This is a genomic window from Mycolicibacterium arseniciresistens (genome assembly GCF_030519285.1).
GTDB lineage: Bacteria > Actinomycetota > Actinomycetes > Mycobacteriales > Mycobacteriaceae > Mycobacterium > Mycobacterium arseniciresistens.
The window spans coordinates 1-20,130 of the sequence record NZ_JAUMSQ010000097.1 but is presented as its reverse complement, the minus strand read 5'-3'; the positions used below and the strand labels follow the sequence as shown (position 1 = coordinate 20,130).

General features: G+C 69.1%; 13 protein-coding genes, 1 other RNA gene and 1 pseudogene. 4 read left to right on the top strand and 11 right to left on the bottom strand.

Annotated elements, in window-relative coordinates; translation table 11 throughout:
* Window positions 1-98: 98 nt before the first annotated feature.
* From Q2100_RS14480 to Q2100_RS14445, 8 genes are all read right to left on the bottom strand, one after another.
* Window positions 99-4,145, bottom strand: a complete 4,047-nt coding sequence (locus Q2100_RS14480; protein WP_302914631.1) for an Ig-like domain-containing protein — start codon at window positions 4,143-4,145, stop codon at window positions 99-101.
* 402 nt (window positions 4,146-4,547) lie between these two features.
* A complete protein-coding gene (locus Q2100_RS14475; protein WP_302914630.1) occupies window positions 4,548-5,408 on the bottom strand; it encodes a TIGR03619 family F420-dependent LLM class oxidoreductase in 861 nt (286 codons plus the stop codon).
* The gene (locus Q2100_RS14470; RefSeq protein WP_269893207.1) at window positions 5,405-6,034 is read right to left on the bottom strand and encodes a PaaI family thioesterase; all 630 of its coding nucleotides are present in this window, start codon (window positions 6,032-6,034) and stop codon (window positions 5,405-5,407) included. Before Q2100_RS14470 ends, Q2100_RS14475 begins: the two co-directional genes overlap by 4 nt.
* A 1-nt stretch (window position 6,035) precedes the next feature.
* The gene (locus Q2100_RS14465; protein WP_302914629.1) at window positions 6,036-8,999 is read right to left on the bottom strand and encodes a bifunctional [glutamine synthetase] adenylyltransferase/[glutamine synthetase]-adenylyl-L-tyrosine phosphorylase; all 2,964 of its coding nucleotides are present in this window, start codon (window positions 8,997-8,999) and stop codon (window positions 6,036-6,038) included.
* A gap of 41 nt (window positions 9,000-9,040) precedes the next feature.
* Window positions 9,041-10,381, bottom strand: a complete 1,341-nt coding sequence (locus tag Q2100_RS14460) for a glutamine synthetase family protein (RefSeq protein WP_264015283.1) — start codon at window positions 10,379-10,381, stop codon at window positions 9,041-9,043.
* A 51-nt stretch (window positions 10,382-10,432) separates the two neighbouring features.
* A complete protein-coding gene (locus tag Q2100_RS14455) occupies window positions 10,433-11,974 on the bottom strand; it encodes an alpha/beta hydrolase (protein WP_302914628.1) in 1,542 nt (513 codons plus the stop codon).
* A 64-nt stretch (window positions 11,975-12,038) separates the two neighbouring features.
* Window positions 12,039-13,559 carry an alpha/beta hydrolase gene (locus Q2100_RS14450; protein WP_264015285.1) on the bottom strand — a complete coding sequence of 507 codons (1,521 nt, stop codon included), beginning with the start codon at window positions 13,557-13,559 and terminating at the stop codon, window positions 12,039-12,041.
* A gap of 58 nt (window positions 13,560-13,617) precedes the next feature.
* Window positions 13,618-15,009, bottom strand: coding sequence for a WS/DGAT/MGAT family O-acyltransferase (locus Q2100_RS14445; protein WP_302914627.1), 1,392 nt, complete (start codon window positions 15,007-15,009; stop codon window positions 13,618-13,620).
* 155 nt (window positions 15,010-15,164) lie between these two features.
* Between Q2100_RS14445 and panB the strand changes: the two genes are divergently transcribed.
* Entirely contained in the window at window positions 15,165-16,025 is an 861-nt protein-coding gene (panB, locus tag Q2100_RS14440; RefSeq protein WP_264015287.1) for a 3-methyl-2-oxobutanoate hydroxymethyltransferase, read from the top strand.
* Here panB and Q2100_RS14435 read toward each other — a convergent pair.
* Entirely contained in the window at window positions 16,022-16,801 is a 780-nt protein-coding gene (locus Q2100_RS14435) for an enoyl-CoA hydratase/isomerase family protein (RefSeq protein ID WP_264015288.1), read from the bottom strand. The two genes, panB and Q2100_RS14435, sit on opposite strands and share 4 nt — an antisense overlap.
* A 131-nt stretch (window positions 16,802-16,932) precedes the next feature.
* Between Q2100_RS14435 and Q2100_RS14430 the strand changes: the two genes are divergently transcribed.
* Window positions 16,933-18,486, top strand: a complete 1,554-nt coding sequence (locus Q2100_RS14430) for a CYTH and CHAD domain-containing protein (RefSeq protein WP_302914626.1) — start codon at window positions 16,933-16,935, stop codon at window positions 18,484-18,486.
* A gap of 23 nt (window positions 18,487-18,509) precedes the next feature.
* On the opposite strand, the gene rnpB is transcribed toward Q2100_RS14430, so the two are convergent.
* Window positions 18,510-18,895, bottom strand: an RNA gene (gene rnpB / locus Q2100_RS14425) — RNase P RNA component class A.
* A gap of 43 nt (window positions 18,896-18,938) precedes the next feature.
* On the opposite strand from rnpB, the gene Q2100_RS14420 reads away from it, so the two are divergent.
* Window positions 18,939-19,391: a helix-turn-helix transcriptional regulator gene (locus tag Q2100_RS14420; RefSeq protein WP_302914625.1), complete on the top strand. Its 453-nt coding sequence runs from the start codon at window positions 18,939-18,941 to the stop codon at window positions 19,389-19,391.
* 10 nt (window positions 19,392-19,401) lie between these two features.
* A complete protein-coding gene (locus Q2100_RS14415; RefSeq protein ID WP_302914624.1) occupies window positions 19,402-19,818 on the top strand; it encodes a VOC family protein in 417 nt (138 codons plus the stop codon).
* Window positions 19,819-19,841: 23 nt separating this feature from the next.
* Here Q2100_RS14415 and Q2100_RS14410 read toward each other — a convergent pair.
* A pseudogene (locus tag Q2100_RS14410) lies at window positions 19,842-20,130 on the bottom strand (HNH endonuclease signature motif containing protein); the annotation flags it as partial.

Here is a 20,130-nt window from a genome sequence, read left to right as displayed (position 1 = left end):
GGGTGGTGACCGGCACCGCCGCACCCGCAGGCACTCCGGCGGCCGCGCCCGTGCGGCGCGGCGGCCTGCTCAGCCGCTTCCGCCGTAACCGGTACTGACTACAGGTTCGTCGCCTCGTCGGCGAACGTCACGACGGAGATCGTCCCCGCGCGGTCCACGACGTACGCGGCGCTGCCGTCGGGGGCGAACAGGATCCGCTGTGGGTACTCGCCGAGGATCGGCTCCCCGACCTTGATCCCGGGCAGTACGGTCCCGGTTGCGGCGTCGATGACCGTCACTGAGGCGTCCGTCGGTTTGGTGACGTAGATCCGTGTGCCGTCCGGGCTCACCGCGATGTCGGAGCTCGTGAGACTCGAATACGCGGTCGGAGTGGTCGAGATGTCGGCTGCCAGCGTCGATGCCGTGCCGCCGGAGATCTTCACTACCGAGGTCGACGTCAGCTGAGGATTGATCTGCTGCGTCACAACGACGTACGCGGTTCCGCTGACTTTGTCGACGGCGACTCCGACGGGCCTGCCCCCCGTCACCGGCACTGTGCTCGCGGTACCACCGCTGATCACTGTGACGGTGCTGTCGGAGTAATTGGTGACGTAGACGGTGCCGTCGTTCGCGACGGCACCTTCGGCATAACGCTCGTCGTCGCCGTTGAAGTTCTCGACGACATAGGAACCGACTTCCTGGTTGCCGCTGGTGAGGTCGACGACGGACACCTCGAGGGTCGACGTCCCCACGCTCGGGTCGTAGATCCTGTTGAGCACGATGGCGTAGACGCTGCTGCCGTCGTCTTCGGCGAACAGGCTCACCGGCTGGCCGTCGCCGAATGTGATCGGCGTGCCTGCTGCGCCGCCGTTGTAGACGGCGACAGTTCCGTTGACGTCGTTGAGCACGTAGGTGTTCCCGTTGTCGTCCACCGCGACGTCGTCGGCATGCGGGTTGACCGCGTTCGAGTAACTGCCGGTTTCGTCACGCAGGATGATCGGATTTCCGTTACCGCCGACGTCGACCAGTTCCACGGTGTAGCCGGCTTGCGGATCAGCGATGTTTCCGGGCCGCAGAACGATCAGGCGCAGTCTGCCGTCGGGCCCTAGCGTGGCTCCCCGTAGCAGGGCGAAACCGTCGACGGGGTCCCGCGTCTCGGTGACTGCGGCCTCCGCCGGGCTGACCGTGACCGTGACGTCGGTCGAGTCGGTCCGCTGCCCGTCGCTGACGGTGATGACGAACGTCTCGGTGATCGGGTCGTCACTGGCGTACGCGTCCAGACGGGCCTGGCCGTCCGGGGTGTAGGTGACGGTGTAGCTGCCGTCGGCGTTCGGGGTCACCTTCACCCGCCCGTTCGCGGGTTGGGTGACGAGGACGCTGAGCGCGTCGCCGTCGACATCCGTGGCGCGCACGATGACCGGGACCGCACCGGAGTTCGGGTTGGCGCCCTGCACGCTCGTAGACGTGATCGCCGGTGCCGAGGGGTTCTCACCCGCGAAGAAGGACACGACAGTCAGCTGGTTGTTCAGGGTGCCCCCGGCTGCGGGCGACACGAGGTACTGATCGGTGAGGTAGATGTGATCCTCGGTGGCCACCACGTAGTCGAACGGCTGCCCGTCGGGGCTGCCGTCGGTGGCGGTGGTCAGCACGAACTGGCGGGAACTCGTGTCGATGATCGAAAGGTTGTCGGCGCCTGCGACATAGGCCAGGCTGCCGTCGGGGCTGAAGGCGACGCCGGTCGGCAGCGCTCCGACGGGCACGGTGGCGACCACGGTGTCCGTCGCGGTGTCGATGATGGAGACCGAGTTGGTGGTGGCGTTCACGACGTAGAGGTCGGAGTGGGTGGCGCCGGCCGGAGTCTTGAAGATGCCGTAGGGAGCGGCGCCGACCTGGATCGGCGCCCCGACCGGCTGGCCGTACCCCGCGGTGCCCTGCCTGACGTCGAAGACGCGGACGTTACCCGCGCCGACGTCCGTGACGTACAACTTGTCGCTGGCGACGACCAGTCCCGACGGGGTGTTGACTCCGGCGAGTGCGATCTGCTGGCTCGGCAGAACCTTCCCGTAGCCGTCGGCGTCGGCGGGGTCGATGTTGACGACGGAGACCGTCCGGTCGTTGTTGAGCATGTACAGCCGAGTGCCGGTGTCGTTGACGGCCAGGCTCTGGGGAAGGAAGTTCGTCTGCTTGCCGGTCTGGATCGTGTCGATGGCAGCCGTCGAAGGGTCGACGTCGACTTGGGTGTAGTTCTCGCTCGGGTCGTCCGCGTCGATCTCGAACACCCGCAGCGTTCCGCCGCTCTCGCTGACATAGAGTCGGCCGCCCGACGCCACCATGCTGACGGCGTTGCCGGTGGCAATGGGATTCGTGCCGGCCGCAATCGGATCCGTGTCGACGACCGTGTTCGTGGTGGTGTCGATGACGGTGATCGTGCTGTCGCGGTTGCTCAGCACGAACAGCCGGTCACCGTAGAGCACTGGCGACAGCGGTGCCGTGCCGACGGTGATCGCGTCGTTCTCGGTTCGCAGGCGCGCCTGGGTGATCGGCACGGTGATCGTGAACGTCTGCGCGTCAGTCCCTTCGCCCACCGTGATCGTGACGGTGTCTGTGGTGGGCGCCAGCGCGGCGGCCGCGAGGGTGTTGGTGGATCGCATGCCGCGGAACGCAGTGAGCGACCGGAAGGTCTGCGGCGCGGGCGGCTCCGCCGTGTAGCCGCCCACCCGGATGTTTGCATCGGGTACGTACTCAACAGTGAACTTGCGGGTGACCGTGTCGTATCCGGTGATCGTCGCCGTGCCGTAGGCGGTGTCGATCCGCCTGCCGATGTAGTCGTCGAGGTTGTTGCGGACCAGCTCGTCATTTTCCTCGGACAGCGGACCGACGGGCGTCGTCGCTTTACCGGTGACCGGATCGACGACCGTGTCGGGATCGACCGTCCCGGCTCCCGGTTGGACCGTGACGGTGATGGTCTGCGTCGTGGCCGTGTGTCCGCCGTCGGGACGGAAGAAAGCTGCCAGGCCGTGCAGGTGCCGCCCGTCGTCGGCGTCGCTGACCGTGACGGTGAAGCTGTCGGTGAAAGGCTCTGTCCCGTTGGCATTCCACGTCGTCGGGGGCGTGTACGTCCAATTGCCCTCATCGTCGACGACCACAGTGCCACCCTGTGCGCCGTCACTGTCCGTATACGTGAACTCGTCGCTGTCGTCGTCGTTCACGTCCACCGAACCGGTGACCACCGGAAGTCCCGAGGTGGGGTCTATCGATTGCCCCTGGGTGGAGGAGGTGATGGTCGGCGAATCGTTGAGCAAGCTCGTCTGCACCTGCCGGCGCACCCACGCGAGCACACCCCACAGCACCGGATTCTGCGGCGCCGGTTGGCCGGGGGCACCGGCGCCGAGGAACGGGGCCAACGCGGCTGACAGCACGCGCGTCACCACACTCAGTGGCGCTTGGACCGGTGCGGAGATCCGCTGCTGCTCGACGGACGTGATTCCGCTGACGATCGAGGCCTGCTGCTGCGGTCCCGCAACGAAATCAAGGCCGGCGGTGACCGTTTCGGGCACGCGCTGTATCGCGCCGTCCAGGGTCGTCGCCGTTGGCCGGTTCTCGCTGATCGCGGCGCTCACGCGGCGGGAGAACACTTGTGGCCCTGGTGTTCTGGTCGCAGATTGCGTCGCCGTGGAGGCGGGCAGCGCCGCGTCGGAAGGAGTGGTCGCCGAGCCGTTCGTCGCCGAACTCTGCGGAGCACCGGCTCCTTCGACCGGGTCGGACGGGTCGGGCGCCACCGGCTTGGTGCGGGTCGGCCGCACCCCGAGGCGCTGCGTCGAGGTGATCGCCTCACCGGAACTCTTCGCCACGTCCGTGACGATCTTTCGCACTGCGTCCGTTGCACGCTCGATGCGCTTCTCGATGCGCTTCTCGATCGCGTCGCGCTTCTCCTTCGCCGAGGTCGGCGCGTCATCCTGGCTCTCGTCCGACGTGTCGGTCTCGCTCTTCGACGAAGCCGCGGGTCCCGAGTCGGTCGACGTCGACGTCTCATCCGCCCACGCGACACCGGGAGTACTGGCCACCGCGACCCCGACGCCGAGCGCGACGGCGAGCGCACCGACCCGGCCGACGTACCTGGCGTACATCGTCGGTGATGCGGTGTACCCGGTAGTGCGTCGCTTCACGGCGTCCACGGTGCTCCCCTCAGTCGCCTTCGGGCTTTGTGGACGCACCGGTTGGTGTTCTCAGCTTGCTCTCAGGATCAGACAGAGCGTACGGCGTCGATGCCGCCGCACCTAGCCCTTACGGGCAGCTCCCGGACCGTGTCTTCGCGTTGTCAAAGACTTTGCCGTCATCGCCGAGCGACACGCCCGGCGAAAGTCCTGCTGAGGAGCATCGCGGTGTCGACCTGACCGATGGTGAACCGTCAACTATTCGATCCGCGAGCAGAAAGCCGAGGTCAAGATCGTTCTTCCGCCAGCTGGAGATCGCGCGAGCAACATCCGGTTGGCGCGCAGCGCGGACCGCGCCGAGATATTCGGTGACAGCTTTGCATCGTTGCTGCACGATCGATGGCGGAGCACTGGCTAGCAGTCGAGCCCGAGGTCCTTGCGGAACCGCTCCATTCCGTCGACCTTCTCGGCGAGTGACGCCTGCGGGCCGGCATAGAACATCCACGGCATCGTGACGATCCCGGTGATGCCCGCGGCCTCGGCCCGCGCGTAGTGCTCGGGGGTGAACGCGTCGGTGAGCGGGGTCAGGACGGTGAAGCCGTCCATCGACAACCCGTTGTCCGCGCGCAGTGCACGCAGCTTGTCCACCGAGGCGATGGCGCGTTCGGTCGAGATGAGGTCACCGATCCAGCCGTCGTGCCGGGCCGCCCGCCGCAGCGCGATGTCACTCAGTCCCCCGACATAGATCGGGATGTGAGGCGGCGTCGGTTCCATCTCCAGTCGTGGCGCCGAATAGAACTCACCGGTGAACTCGTTCCACCCGGGCTGCCACAACGTCCGGAACAGCTCGAGCATCTCGTCGGTGCGCTTGCCGCGCCGGTCGAACCGCTGCCCCATCAGCGTGAACTCTTCTTCGCACCAGCCCACCCCGACACCGAGTTCCACCCGCCCGTCGGCCAGATAGGCCGCCGTACCGATCGCCTTGGCCGCCGAATACGGATCCCGCATCGCCGGGATGTAGACCGTCGTGACGAAGCGCAGTCGTTCGGTGACCGACGCCAGCGCGCCCACCAGCACCCACGGGTCCGGCCAGTGGGTGAACGGCTTCCACCGCCTGCTGCCGTCGTGGGTGTAGGGGTACGGCGTCTTCAGCGTCTCCAGGTTCACGACGTGGTCGGGGATCCCCATGCCGTCATAGCCCAGATCATCAGCGGCCCTGGCGATCTCGATGATCTCGCGAGACTCCAGGAACGCCGAGCTGATGTAGAACCTCACCCGGCTTCCCGTGCCCAGGCCGGCATGATGAACACCCCTTCGGCCTCGACGGTCACGCCCTCGGCGTCGCGCAGTTCGCCGCGGGCGTAGGTCTTGAACCCGTCCACCCGGTCGACCCACGCCTCGGCACGCAGCGCCCCCAGCGGTGTGCCGCGCAGATACTTCAACGTGATGGTCCCGGTGAACAGGGGTTTGGTCAGGCCGTCGCTGGCCACCTCGCCGAGGATCTGGTCCAGCACCAGCGCGCAGACGCCGCCGTGCACCCACCCCGGCGGCCCCTCGTACGGCGCGCCCAACGAGAACTCGCTCCAGCAGCGTCCGTCCGCGTCCTGCTCGATCATCAGCGGCGGCGCCATCGCATTGCGTATGCCGACCACCGGATTCGCCCACACCACCGGGCGTCCCGTGTCGGCGTGCCGCATCCGCGGCGTCTGGTCACGTTCCCGCTCTTCGAGCATCGCACTGACCGCGTCGATCGCCCGGCGTGCCTCGACGACGGTGTCGTCGTCCACCCCGGTGCGGATGCTCGCCTCGATGAGTCGGCGCACCGACTGCGTCAGCGGCTCGTGCAGTGCACGCAGCCGGTCGTGCTCCTCCGCACTCATCGACTCGAAGAAGAAATCCACGTCAACCTCCGAACACGTTGCGCACCACGGTCTTCGCGCGACGCGTCACGCGCAGATAGTTGTCGAGGAACTCGCCGCCGTCGTCGTTGTCCCAGCCGGCGGCCAGTGCCACCGCGTTGAGCTGCCTGCCCGGGCCAGGCAACTGGTCGGTGGCCTTGCCGCGCACGAGCACCAGCGCGTTGCGGGCCCGCGTCGCGGTCAACCATGCCTGACGGAGCAGGTCGATGTCCCCCTCGGCGATCAGCTCCGCGGCGCCGATCGCGTTCAGCGAGTCCAGCGTCGAGGTGTTGTGCAGCGCCGGGATGCGGTGCGCGTACCGCAGCTGCAGCAGCTGCACCGTCCACTCGATGTCGGCGAGCCCGCCGCGGCCGAGCTTGGTGTGGGTGTTGGGATCGGCGCCACGCGGCAACCGCTCGGCGTCCACCCGCGCCTTGATCCGCCGGATCTCCTGCACCGTCGCGGCCGACACGCCGTCGGCGGGATACCGGATCGCGTCGATCATCAACAGGAACTGTTCGCCGAGTTCGAGGTCACCGGCCACCCGATGGGCACGCAGCAGCGCCTGAACCTCCCACGGCTGCGCGTATTTCGTGTAGTACGCGGTGTAGGAGGCCAGCGTGCGCACCAGCGGCCCGTTGCGGCCCTCGGGCCGCAGCCCCAGGTCGACCTCGAGCGGCGGGTCGGCACTCGGTGTCCCGAGCAGCGTCCGGACCTGCTCGGCGATGTTCACCGACCACTTCACCGCGACGGATTCCTCCACCCCGGCGTTCGGCTCGCAGACGAACATCACGTCCGCGTCCGACCCGTAGCCCAGCTCGCCGCCGCCGAGCCGGCCCATCCCGATCACCGCGAGCCGCGCGGGCGCTCCGGCGTCCGGCGTGTTCGCCCGGATCACCGCCTCCAGCGCCGCCTGCAGCACCGCCACCCACAGCGCCGTCAGCGCCTTGCACACCTCGGTCACCTCGAGCATGCCCAGCAGGTCGGCCGACGCGATCCGCGCCAGTTCGCGCCGGCGCAGTGTGCGCGCGGCGGCGATGGCGCGCACCGGGTCCTGATGCCTGCCCGCCGAGGCGATCAGCGCCTTGGCCATCCCGTCGGGTTCGACGTCGCACAGCTTGGGGCCGTTGGGGCCGTCCGCGTAGAGCCGGATCACCTCGGGTGCCCGCATGAGCAGTTCGGGAACGTATGCCGAGACGCCGAGCACCCGCATCAGCCGTTTCGCGACCGCCCCCTCGTCGCGCAGCGTCGACAGGTACCACCGCTCCTCGGCGAGCGACTCGCTGATCCGCCGGTAGGACAGCAGCCCGGCATCCGGGTCGGGGGTGTCGGACAGCCAGTCCAGCAGCGTCGGCAGCAGCACCTGCTGCACCCGGGCGCGCCTGCCGCCGCCACCGGTGAGCGCCGCCAGATGGGTCAGCGCGCTCTGCGGTCCCTCGTATCCCAGCGCGGCCAGCCGTCGTTCGGCGGACTTCGTGCTCAGTCCGGCCGAAATGCCCAGTGCGTCTTGGCCGACCGACTCCAGCAGCGGCTGGTAGAACAGCTTCGCATGCAACCGCGACACCCGCAGGCTCTGTCGCTTGAGTTCCTCGCGTAGCACTCCGAGAGCGTCGTGCTGGCCGTCGGGCCGGATGTGGGCCGCCCGCGCCAGCCAGCGCATCGCCTCGTCGTCGCCGGACTCGGGCAGCATGTGGGTGCGCTTGAGCCGCTGCAGCTGGAGCCGGTGCTCGAGCAGCCGCAGGAATTCGTAGGACGCGGTGAGGTTGGCGGCGTCGTCGCGCCCGACGTAGCCGCCTGCGCCCAGCGCCGCGAGCGCGTCCACCGTCGACGCCACGTGCAGGGAGTCGTCGTTGCGGCCGTGCACCAGTTGCAGCAGCTGCACCGCGAACTCGACGTCGCGCAGGCCGCCGGTGCCGAGCTTGAGTTCGCGGGCCCGCACCCCGGCGGGCACCAGTTCCTCCACCCGTCGGCGCATCGCCTGCACCTCGGGGACGAAGTCCTCCCGCTCACACGCGGTCCACACCATCGGCGTCAGCGCCTCGATGTACTCCCGGCCGAGGTCGGCGTCGCCCGCGGCGGGCCTGGCCTTCATCAGCGCCTGGAACTCCCAGGTCTTGGCCCAGCGCTGGTAGTAGGTGACGTGCGACTCGAGGGTGCGCACCAGCTGGCCGTGCTTGCCTTCGGGCCGCAGCGCGGCGTCCACCTCGAAGAAGGCGTCCGCGGCGAGCCGCATCATCTCCCCGGCCACCCGGATGGCCAGGGCCGAGGCCTCGTCGGCGACGAAGATGACGTCGACGTCGCTGACGTAATTGAGTTCCCGTGCACCGCATTTGCCCATGGCGATCACCGCCAGCCGCGGCGCGGGCCCGGACCCGCAGGCCGACCGCGTCGCCACGATGAGCGCCGCGCCGAGTGCGGCGTCGGCCATGTCGGACAGGTGCTCCCCCACCGCCACGAATGGCAGCACGGGTTCGTTCTCCACCGTCGACGCCAGATCGAGCGCCGCCAGCACCAGCATCTTGTCGCGGTAGAGCTCGCGCAGCGGGGCGGCGGCACTTGTTGTGTCGCTGGTGTTCTCGGCAGCCGCGGCGAACTCGTCGCGCAGCTCCGACGCCGAGGGCAGCGCGACCGCACCCGCCAGCAGATGCCAGGTCTGCGGGTGGGCGATCAGGTGGTCACCGAGCGCGAGCGAGGCACCGAGCACGCCGAACAGTCGTCCGCGCAGGCTCTTGTCCTTGAGCAGCGCACTGTTGAGTTCGGCCCACCGGTCACCCAGCGCGTCGGCCAGCCGGACCATCGCCAGTAGCGCGTTGTCCGCATCGGGGGCCCGCGACAGCGACCACAGGAGTTCGACGTGGGCGTCGGTGGTCCATCCCAGCCGGTCGAGATTCGCCGCCGCCTGTTCCTGCACCAGACCGAGGCGGCCCGGGCTGGGCAGCTTCGGTCGGTCGGTCACGGGTTTGGGCACGCTGTCGACGGTATCGCACCGCCGCCGGTGGTCGGAGGCCGCTAGAGCGACAGGTAGGTCCTCAGCTCATACGGCGTCACGTTGCTGCGGTAGGTCTCCCACTCCGAGCGCTTGTTGCGCAGGAAGTAGTCGAAGACGTGCTCTCCCAACGCTTCCGCGACAAGCTCGGAATTCTCCATCTCGGCGAGCGCCACGCCGAGGCTGGACGGCAGCTCGCGGTAGCCCATGGCGCGGCGTTCCTCCGGCGTCAGGCTCCAGACGTTGTCCTCGGCCTGCGGCCCCAGCACGTAGCCCTTCTCGACTCCGCGCAGCCCCGCGGCCAGCAACACCGCGAAGGTGAGGTACGGGTTGCACGCCGAGTCGGGGCTGCGCACCTCGATGCGCCGCGACGACGCCTTGCGCGGCGTGTACATCGGCACCCGGACCAGTGCGGACCGGTTCGCCGCGCCCCAGGACGCGGCGGTCGGCGCCTCGCCGCCGTGCACCAGCCGCTTGTAGGAGTTCACCCACTGGTTGGTGACGGCGCTGATCTCGGTGGCGTGTTCGAGGATGCCCGCGATGAACGACTTGGCCACGTCGGAGAGCTGCAGCGCGTCGTCGGGGCTGTGGAAGGCGTTGGTGTCGCCCTCGAACAGGCTCATGTGGGTGTGCATGGCCGACCCCGGGTACTCGGCGAACGGCTTGGGCATGAACGACGCACGCACGCCGTCACCGAGCGCCACCTCTTTGACGACGTAGCGGAACGTCATCACGTTGTCGGCCATCGACAGTGCGTCGGCGTAGCGCAGGTCGATCTCCTGCTGTCCGGGCGCGCCCTCGTGGTGGCTGAACTCGACGGAGATGCCCATCTGTTCGAGCGCGTCGATGGCGTGCCTGCGGAAGTTCGGCGCCGAGTCGTGCACCGCCTGGTCGAAGTAGCCGCCGTTGTCCGCGGGCACGGGCGGCGTGCCGTCGTCGGGGCCGGGCTTGAGCAGGAAGAACTCGATCTCCGGGTGCACGTAGCAGGAGAACCCGAGGTCACTGGCCTTGGCCAGCTGGCGGCGCAGCACGTGGCGAGAGTCGGCCCACGACGGTGATCCGTCGGGCATCGTGATGTCGCAGAACATCCGCGCCGAGTGGTGCTTCTCGGAGCTGTCGGCCCACGGCAGGATCTGGAAGGTGGACGGATCGGGCCGGGCCACCATGTCGGCTTCCGACACCCGGGCGAAGCCCTCGATCGACGATCCGTCGAAGCCGATGCCCTCCTCGAACGCGCCCTCGAGTTCGGCAGGCGCGATGGCGACGGACTTCAGGTATCCCAGCACGTCCGTGAACCACAGCCGGACGAAGCGGATGTCGCGTTCCTCCAGCGTGCGCAGCACGAATTCCTTCTGGCGATCCATGGTCGCAGCGTAGGTTCCGGCTGTTAAATCTGTGTTACGCCGCTGCTAGATCTAGCAAGTCAGACCGGCCGGCGGGGCCTGCTGATCCACGAGGAACCGGAGGGTGGCCGTGTCGACGCACGCGTCGCCGTTGAACACCACGGTGTGCTGGGTCCCGTCGAAAGTGATCAGCGACGCCTGCAGCTGCCGTGCGAGCTCGACGCCCGCCTCGTACGGCGTCGCCGGATCGCGGGTCGTCGACACCACGACGACCTTGCCGGGACCGGGGCTCACGGCCGGATGCGGCGTCGACGTCGTCGGCACCGGCCACATTGCGCAGATGTCCCGGGGGGCGAACCCGGTGAACGACCCGTAGGCCAGGAACGGCGCGGCCTGACGGGCCTGCCGGTCCACATCGGCCCACACCGCCGGGTCGGTCGGGTACGGGGCGTTCACACAGCGGATCGCCGTGAACGCGTCCTGCTGATTCGCATAGTGACCCGCGCGGTCACGCTTCTGGTACTCGTCGGCCAGCACCAGAAGGTCACCGGGATCGGTGCCGCGGGCCAGACCGAGCAGCCCGCTGGTCAGGTAGGGCCAGAAGCGCTTCGAGTACAGGGCGCTGCCGGTGCCGGTGATGGCGTCCTGGTAGCTCAGCCCCCGGGGGTCCGTGGTCGGGGCGGGGCGCTGCGCCAGTGGGTCGACGAGTTGGTGATAGCGGTTGACGAACTGGGCCGGATCGGTGCCGAGCGGACACCCGGCCGACTTCGCGCAGTCGGCGGCGTAGGCGTCGAACGCCCGTTGGAAGCCGGCGAGCTGGCGCAGGTTGCGGGTGGTCGGATCGAGGCTCGGGTCGACCGCCCCGTCGAGGACCATGGCCCGCACCCGGTCCGGGAACTGTTCGGCGTAGGCGGCGCCGAGTTCGGTGCCGTAGGAGAACCCGAGATAGTTCACTTGCTGCTCGCCGAGCGCGCCGCGGACGGCGTCCATGTCGCGGACCGCGGAGGCGGTGCCCACTCCGGCCAGGAACTGCGCGCCCATCCGGTCGAGGCACTGCTGGGCGAGCCGGCGGTAGAGCCCTTCGATGTGCGCGACGCCTGCCGGGCTGTAGTCGGCCATCGGCTCGCGGCGGTAGGCGTCGAACTCCGCGTCGGTCCTGCACCGCAGTTCCGGTGTCGAGTGGCCGACGCCGCGCGGGTCGAAGCCGACCAGGTCGAATCGCCGGCCGATCTCGGTGTCGGCCAGCGCGGCGCCCATGCCGGCGACGGTGTCGACGGCCGAGGCGCCGGGGCCGCCCGGGTTGACCATCAGCACACCGATGCGCTCACCGCGGGCCGGGACACGGATGACCGCCAATTGTGCTTGCGCGGCTTGCGGATTCGCCGCGTCGTTCCAGTCGACGGGTACCGCCACCCGGCCGCACTGAGCGGTCGGGATGCGGCTGACGTCGCTGAGCATGTCGGCGCAGCCACCCCACACCGGCGGCTGCCCGTAGGCCTGGGTGGCCTGGCCCTCGGGGCTGGCGGACGCGGGCGCCGCACCGGGAGCGGGAAGCATGACGAGCACGAGCGCAGCCGCCAACGACCGCCGCCCGACCCGCCACATGGCGCTCATGGTCGCACGGCGGGCCGCGGCAGGTCTGCTGCCGGTACGAAACGGTGACCTGGCTGTGACCCGCTCAGCTGCAACGGGTGTCGGCCGGTGGCACCGTGACGTCCACCAGGTAGGTCGCCGCGATGTCGTCGACGCAGCTGTTGCCCTGGAACACCACGGTGTGCTGCGTGCCCTCGAACGTCACCAGCGTGCCGCCCAGCTGGCGGGCCAGGTCCACCCCGGCCTGATACGGCGTGGCCGGGTCGTTCGTCGTCGAGACCACCAGGACCGGCGGCAGGCCGCTGACCGAGATCTCGTGCGGCTTGCTGGTCGGCGGCACCGGCCACATCGCGCAGGTGCCCAACGGTGCGTTACCGGTGAAGTCGCCGTAGCTCATGAACGGCGCCACCTCCCGCAGCCTGCGGTCCTGCTCGACGATCTTGTCGCGGTCCTTCACCGCCGGCTGGTCGACGCAGTTCACCGCGACCCGGACGTCGGTCGAGTTGTTGTAGTGCCCCGTCGCGTCGCGGCGCATGTACAGGTCGGCGAGGATCAGCATCGTGTCGCCACGGCCCTGCTCGAGCTCGGTGAGCCCGGCGGTCAGGTGCCGCCAGAGATTCGGCGAGTACAGCGTCATGATGGTGCCGACGATCGCGTCGCTGTAGGAGAGGCCGCGCGGATCGTCGGTCTTGGCGGGCGTTTCGACGAGCGGGTCGACCAGGCTTTTGTACACCTCGACGGCCTTGGCCGGGTCGGTGCCGAGCGGACAGTCCGGCGCCTTGGCGCAGTCGGCGGCGTAGTTGTCGAACGCCTGCTGGAACGCCGCCGCCTGGCGGATGTCGGCCTCGATGGGGTCGGCGTTCGGATCCACCGCGCCGTCGAGGATCATCGCCCGCACCTTCTCGGGGAACGCCTCGGCGTACGCCGACCCGATGCGGGTGCCGTACGAATACCCGAGATAGGTCAGCTTCTCGTCGCCGAGCGACTCCCGGATCGCGTCGAGATCGCGTGCGACGTTGGCCGTTCCGATGTTGGCCAGGAAGTTCTCACCCGACTTGTCGACGCATCGCTGGATGAACGCACGGGTCTCGTTCTCGATGTGCTCGACGCCTTCGGGGGTGTAGTCGACCTGCGGGTCGGCCCTGAGCCGGTCGTTGTCGGCGTCGGAGTTGCACCACACCGCGGGCGTGGACGAGGCGACGCCGCGCGGATCGAAACCGACCAGGTCGAACCGTTCGCGGACCGAGTCCGGGATCGACGGCAGCGTCGACACCGCGGCCTCGACGCCCGACTCCCCCGGCCCGCCCGGGTTGATCACCAGGGAGCCGATCCGATTCGGGCCGGTGGCCTTGAACCGGATCATCGCCAGCCGCGCGACGTCACCGTCGGGCTTGGAGTAGTCCACCGGCACCGACAGCAGACCACACTCGGCGCCCGGTGGAATCCGGGAATCACCCGCCGGCGCGGAGCCCTGGCACAGCACCCACTGCACCGGTGTGCCCGGCCGTGGCACGGCGAGGACCGCACGTCCGTCGACGACGTTGCTGCAGCCCGCCACCAGGAGCAGGGCCGCGGCGGCCGCAACGACCCCCATCCGAAGTCTCATGGCTCCACATGCTGCCATGACCGCCCATCGGTGCTGGCGAGGCGGCTGCCGGGCGAGTTCAGCGCGTGGCGTCGAGGAGCTCGTCGAGGGCGGGCGCGAAGTCGTCGGCCATGTCCCACAGGTCGGGCAGCAGTTCAGGGCAGGACACCAGGCCGACGTCGAGCTTGCCGTTGAGCGACATCACCGTGATGTTCAGCGCGGCGCCGTGGAAGACCGGACCGATCGGGTACATCGCGCCGACCTCGCAACCCAGGTAGTAGAGCGGCACCTGGGGCCCCGGGACGTTGGACACGACCAGATTGAGGACCGGACGGGCCCCGGACAGCCGGCTCGCGGCGTAGACCCGCATCGCGGCACCGAACACCGCGGGGGCGGCGAACTGGGTCCAGTCCTGCAGCAGCGTCGCGCCGATCGCCGAGCTGTGCTGTTTGGCAACGGAATTGGCCTCGGAGATGGCCTTGATCCGTTCCAGCGGATTCTCCACGTTGGTCTCGAGCCGGGAGAACATGCCCGACACCTGATTGCGGCCCGGTCGATCGGACTTGTCGTGCACCGATACCGGCACCATCGCGATCAGCGTGCTGTCCGGCAGCTGTCCCCGGTCGAGCAGGAACTTGCGCAGCACCCCCGACACCAGCGCCATCACCACGTCGTTGAGCTTCACCCCGAAGTGGTTCTTGACCTTCTTGACGTCGTCGAGGTCGAGCTGGGCGAACGCGATGTTGCGGTGGCCGGTGACGTTGGCGTTGAAGGGCGTCTGCGGCGCGGCGAACGGCGCGGCCATCGACTGCCCGGCCCGGGCGCGCTTGACGGTGTCGAGCACCGTGTTGACGGTGCTCGGCAGCGCGTTGACGAACTTGAGCGGCCGGGTGGCGAACTTGATCGCTCCGTTGACCGAGATCTCCAGTTGATTCCCGCCGCCGACGCCCTGGACGGGCTCGGGGTCGGCCGCGTCGGGTTCGGTGCTGCACAGCTGAGACATCAGGCTGGCGCCGGTGACGCCGTCGACGGCGGCGTGGTGCACCTTGGTCAGCACCACGAGCTTGCCGCCCTCGCGGGCGTCGGCGCCGTCGATGCCCTCGATCACCCACTTCTCCCACAGCGGCCGGGCGCGGTCCAGCGGCAGAGAGGCGATGTGGCCGAGGATCTCCGACAGCTCGAAACGGCCGCCCGGCGGCGGCAACCCGATCCGGTGCAGGTGCCGGTCGACGTCGAAGTCCTCGTCCTCCACCCACACCGGGTGGTCGAGGTTGAAGCGGCTGTCGGCGAGCTTCTCCCGGAACTGCGGCATCGACTCGATCCGTTTCGACAGCGCGTCACGCAGCTTGTCGAAGGTGTAACCGCCCGGCATGGTCGTCGTGTCGAGTTCCAGGATCGAGCAGACGTGCAGCAGCTGCTGTGCGGTTTCGAGGTACAGGAAGCTGGCGTCGAGTCCGCTGAGGCGTTGCATGTGGCCAGCGTAGGGGCCCGATGCCGCCGTTGTGAGAAAGTCCACTTAAGCCGGGGTTCACCTGGCGTGCCCCTGGTGGCACACTGAACTGGTCAACCGAACCCGGGGACCCTGATGGGCCTCGAGGATCGAACCGACCACCACAAGGGACAACGATGTCTGAGCAGACTGTCTACGGTGCTGCCGCGGGAACAGCCGACGGCGACTCACAGCCCAAGCCCCGGACCAAGGTCCGCACGCACCATCTGCACAAATGGAAGGCCGAGGGCCACAAGTGGGCCATGCTGACGGCCTACGACTACTCCACCGCCCGGGTCTTCGACGACGCCGGCATCCCGGTGCTCCTGGTCGGCGACTCGGCCGCCAACGTCGTCTACGGCTACGACACGACGGTGCCGGTCTCCGTCGACGAGCTGATCCCCCTGGTTCGCGGCGTGGTGCGGGGCGCACCGCACGCGCTGGTCGTGGCCGACCTGCCGTTCGGCAGCTATGAAGGCGGCCCGGCGCAGGCGCTCGCGACGGCGACCCGCTTCCTCAAGGAGACGGGTGCGCACGCGGTCAAACTCGAGGGTGGCGAACGCGTCGCCGAGCAGATCGCCACGCTCTCGGCCGCAGGCATCCCGGTGATGGCGCACATCGGCTTCACCCCGCAGAGCGTCAACGGCCTCGGTGGCTTCCGTGTGCAGGGTCGCGGCGACGCGGGCGATCAGACGATCCACGACGCGATCGCCGTCCAGGAGGCCGGCGCGTTCGCCGTCGTCATGGAGATGGTGCCCGCAGAACTCGCCACCCAGATCACCGGCAAGCTGACCATCCCCACGGTCGGGATCGGCGCCGGACCCAGCTGCGACGCACAGGTGCTGGTATGGCAGGACATGGCCGGCCTCACCAGCGGGCGGACCGCCAAGTTCGTCAAGCAGTTCGGCGGCGTCGGCGACGAATTGCGCCGCGCGGCAACGCAGTACGCCGACGAGGTGGCGTCCGGCGTGTTCCCCGCCGAGGAGCACAGCTTCTAGGCGAACTCCGGGCGGCGCTTGGCCAGAAAGGCGTCCACTCCCTCGCGCCCGTCGGGCGAGTCGGCACGGTCGGCGATCAGCCGGCCCTCGAGTTCCATCTGCTCCTCGAGGCTGTTCTTCAACGAGTTCAACAGCAGCGATTTGACGGCGCCGCCCGATCCGCGCGCGCCCGCCGCCACCTTCTCGGCCAGACCGGCGGCGCGCTCGCCGAGTTCGGCGTCGGGCACCACGTCGGTGGCCAGACCCCACTGCACGGCTTCCGCCGCGGTCAGGGTGCGGTTCGTCAGCATCAACTCCTGGGCCTTGCGCAGCCCCACCAGGCGGGGCAGGTAGTAGGACGAACTTCCGTCGGGGCTCAGCCCCACCTTCGTGTAGGCCATCGTGAACGTCGCCGACTCGGCGGCCAGCACGAGATCACCGGTGATCGCCAAGCTGAACCCGGCGCCCGCGGCGGTGCCGTTGACGGCGGTGATCAGCACGGCGTCGGTGCGCGCGAACGTCGAGATGGCCCGGTGCAGGTCATCGGCGACGCCCTTGATGTAGGCCCCCCGGCTGGGTGCCGAGGCGAACGACTTGAGATCGCCACCGGCGCAGAAGAACCGTCCCGAGCCGGTGAGCACCACCACCTTCACCGCTGTGGTGTCGCAGCGCTTGGCGGCGTCGGCCAGTTCGCGAGTCATCGTGTCGTTCATGCCGTTCGCGGCGTCGGGCCGGTTCAGGGTGATGCGCGCGACGGCGCCGTCCTGGCTGAAGGTGATGGCGTCGTATTCGGTCACACCCGGGACTGTATCCGCGGCGTCCGCCCCGCCTGACCGCCGGTCGCCTGGAGCGATTGATTCACCTTCGTGTGGCATTGTGGCCACCTGCCGTTCAGACCTGCCTTCGCCCCCGAAAGGACAATGCACCTATGGCCGACAGCTCCGCCGGGGCTCAGAAGGGTTCGAAGAAGACGTCGCGTCACACCGAGGTCGAGCGCAAGTTCGAGGTGACCGAGTCGACGGTGTCGCCGTCGTTCGCGGGGTTGTCCGCGGTGTCGCGCGTGGAGCGGTTGCCGATCCAGCACCTCGACGCCGTCTACTTCGACACCCCGGGCCGCGATCTCGCGGCCCATCGCGTGACGCTGCGCCGGCGCACCGGAGGCGAGGACGCGGGTTGGCACCTCAAGCTGCCCGCAGGACCGGACGCCAGGACCGAGGTCAGGCAGCCGCTCGACGACGCCGACACCGTTCCGGAGTCACTGCGCGACGTCGTGCTGGCCATCGTGAGGGACAGGCCGCTGGCGCCGGTCGCGCGCATCTCCACGCAGCGGACGGTCGACCTGCTGTTCGGCCCCGATGACTCACCGCTTGCCGAGTTCTGCGACGACCAGGTGACGGCGACCGCCGGCGAGGACGGCGACGAACAACGTTGGCGGGAGTGGGAACTCGAACTCGCCGAGGGCGCCGTGGACGACGGGCGCGCGGGCGCAGAGCTGTTGGACCGGTTGGCCAACCGGCTGTTCGACGCCGGCGCGACGCCAGCCGGGCACGGATCGAAGCTGGCTCGCGTGCTCGACACGTCGGGCGACGAGCCGGCGGACACCGACGGTGACGGTGACGAGCGTGCGGTCGATCCCATCCACGCCGCGGTGGCCGAGCAGGTGGACGAGCTGGTGGTGTGGGACCGCGCCGTACGCGCCGACGTGTACGACTCGGTGCACCAGATGCGGGTGGTGACCCGCAAGATCCGCAGCCTGCTGCAGTCGGCGGAAGGCGCGTTCGGCATTTCCGACGACGCGTGGGTCCTCGACGAGCTCAAGCAACTCGCCGCCGTGCTCGGCGTGGCGCGCGACGCCGAGGTGCTGGCCGAGAAGTACGAGAAGGCACTCGACGGGCTGCCTGCCGAGCTGGTGCGCGGACCGGTCCGCGAGCGGCTGGTGGAGGGGGCCAAGAAGCGCTACGACGCCGGGCTGCGGCGGTCGCTGATCGCGATGCGCTCGCAGCGCTACTTCCGGTTGCTCGACGCGCTCGACGGGCTGGTCGCCGCGGAACCGCCGGCGCCCCGGCCCGGTGAGGAACTCGCGCCGGTCTCCATCGACTCGGCCTACAAGAAGGTCAAGAAGGCCACCAAGGCGGCCAAGGCCGCCGCCGAGGACGACGATCTGGAGCAGGCCGAACAGGACGAGGCGCTGCACAAGATCCGCAAACGCGCGAAACGGCTGCGCTACACGGCCGCGGCGACCGGTGAGGGCAAGGTCGCCGAGCGCGCCAAGGCGGTTCAGTCCCTGCTGGGCGACCATCAGGACAGCGTGGTCAGCCGGGTGCACCTGCACCAGCAGGCCGATGCCGCGCACGCCGCGGGCGAGGACACCTTCACCTACGGCCTGCTCTTCGCCCACGAGGACGCCGTCGCGCGGGAGGCGGAGGAGCAGCTCGGCGACGCGCTCGACAAACTGCACAAGGCGGTCCGCAAGGCCGACTGATCCGCAGGCGTGCTGCGGCGGGGCGGACGAGTTGGCCTGTAAGCCGGATTCTGTTCCCGGTCGGTGAGACCGGGCGGCGACCATCCATCTGGACACACCGTTGCCGGGTGCCTCGAGCGGCCTACCCGCAGGCTCGGGCGAGCAGCCCTCGAGCGCCTGCGCGACCGCACCAGGTGCGGCCTTCTTGGCCTTGCTTCGGGTGGGGTTTGCCTAGCCACCCCGGTCACCCGGGATGCTGGTGCGCTCTTACCGCACCGTTTCACCCTTACCACCGCGAGGGTGGCGGTCTGTTTTCTGTGGCACTTTCCCGCGAGTCACCTCGGATTGCCGTTAGCAATCACCCTGCTCTGTGAAGTCCGGACTTTCCTCGGGCCGTATCGCTACGACACGCGGCCGCCCGGCCAACTCGTCCGCCTCAACAAGATACTCCCCCGGGAGTAACCTCTACCGCTATGCCGCAGGTGCCGCCGGCCCGCTACCTGATGCGCGCGAAGGACCTCGTCGACGCGCGGTACGCCGAGGCGATCACGGTGGACGACCTCGCGGCGGCCGCGGGCCTGTCCCGCGCGCACTTCAGCCGCATGTTCACGAGGACGTTCGGCGAGTCGCCGCGAAGCTACCTGCAGACCCGGCGACTCGAACGCGCCGCGGCGCTGCTGCGCTACACCGACCGCTCGGTGGCCGACATCTGCGTGATGGTCGGCCTGCACAGCGTCGGGTCGTTCACCACGAGCTTCGCCCGGGTGTACGGCAGGCCGCCGGCCGCCTACCGGGCCTCGCTGCCGCCCGCCGCGCTGCGCGCCAGGGTGCCCAGCTGCATCCTGCGCCGTGACACCCGGCCGCCGGCGGACAGCCGGGTCAAGACAGCACACGGGGAGAAGACGGGCGGCGCGGCTCAGTCGTAGCGTCGTGCCCATGATGAGAATCGCCAGTGCCCACCTGTGGGTCCACGATCAGGAAGTCGCACTTAAGTTCTGGACCGAGAAGGTCGGAATGGAAGTGCGCGAGGATGTTTCACTGCCCGACATCGACACGCCGTTCCGCTGGCTGACCGTCGGTCCGCCGGGACAGGACGACGTGTCGATCGTCCTGATGGCGGTGCCGGGCGCGCCGGTGATGGACGACGCCACCCGGGCGCAGGTGCTCGACCTGACGGCAAAGGGGTTCGCGGGAACGGTGTTCCTCACCACCGACGACTGCCAGGGAGCATTCGAGCGCCTGAGCGCACGCGGCGTCGAGTTCACCGAGGAGCCCCACCCGATGCCCTACGGCATCGACTCGGGTTTCCGTGACCCGTCCGGAAACAGCGTGCGGATCACGCAACTCGCCTAAACGGTACGACGAACCATCGCGTATCAGAAGGGTGGTGGTTCGTTGCCGGGTCGTGGCGGTGGTGCGGGGCCGATGAGTTTGTCGAGCGCTTCCCGGCGGGCGCGGCTGCGGGCTTCGCGTTGTTCGCGATTGTGTCGGCGTTCGGCGGCGATGCGGGCGGCCTGGTTCTGGGCTCGGGTTCGTTGCCGTTTGGGCATCATCGCGGTGCGCTCACCGCTTTCGTCGTCGCGTCGCGGTGTGATGACCGCGGCGGCCGTCGGGGTGCACAGGTAGGGAAACAGCAGCGCCGATCCCGGTGTGGTGGTGTAGGTG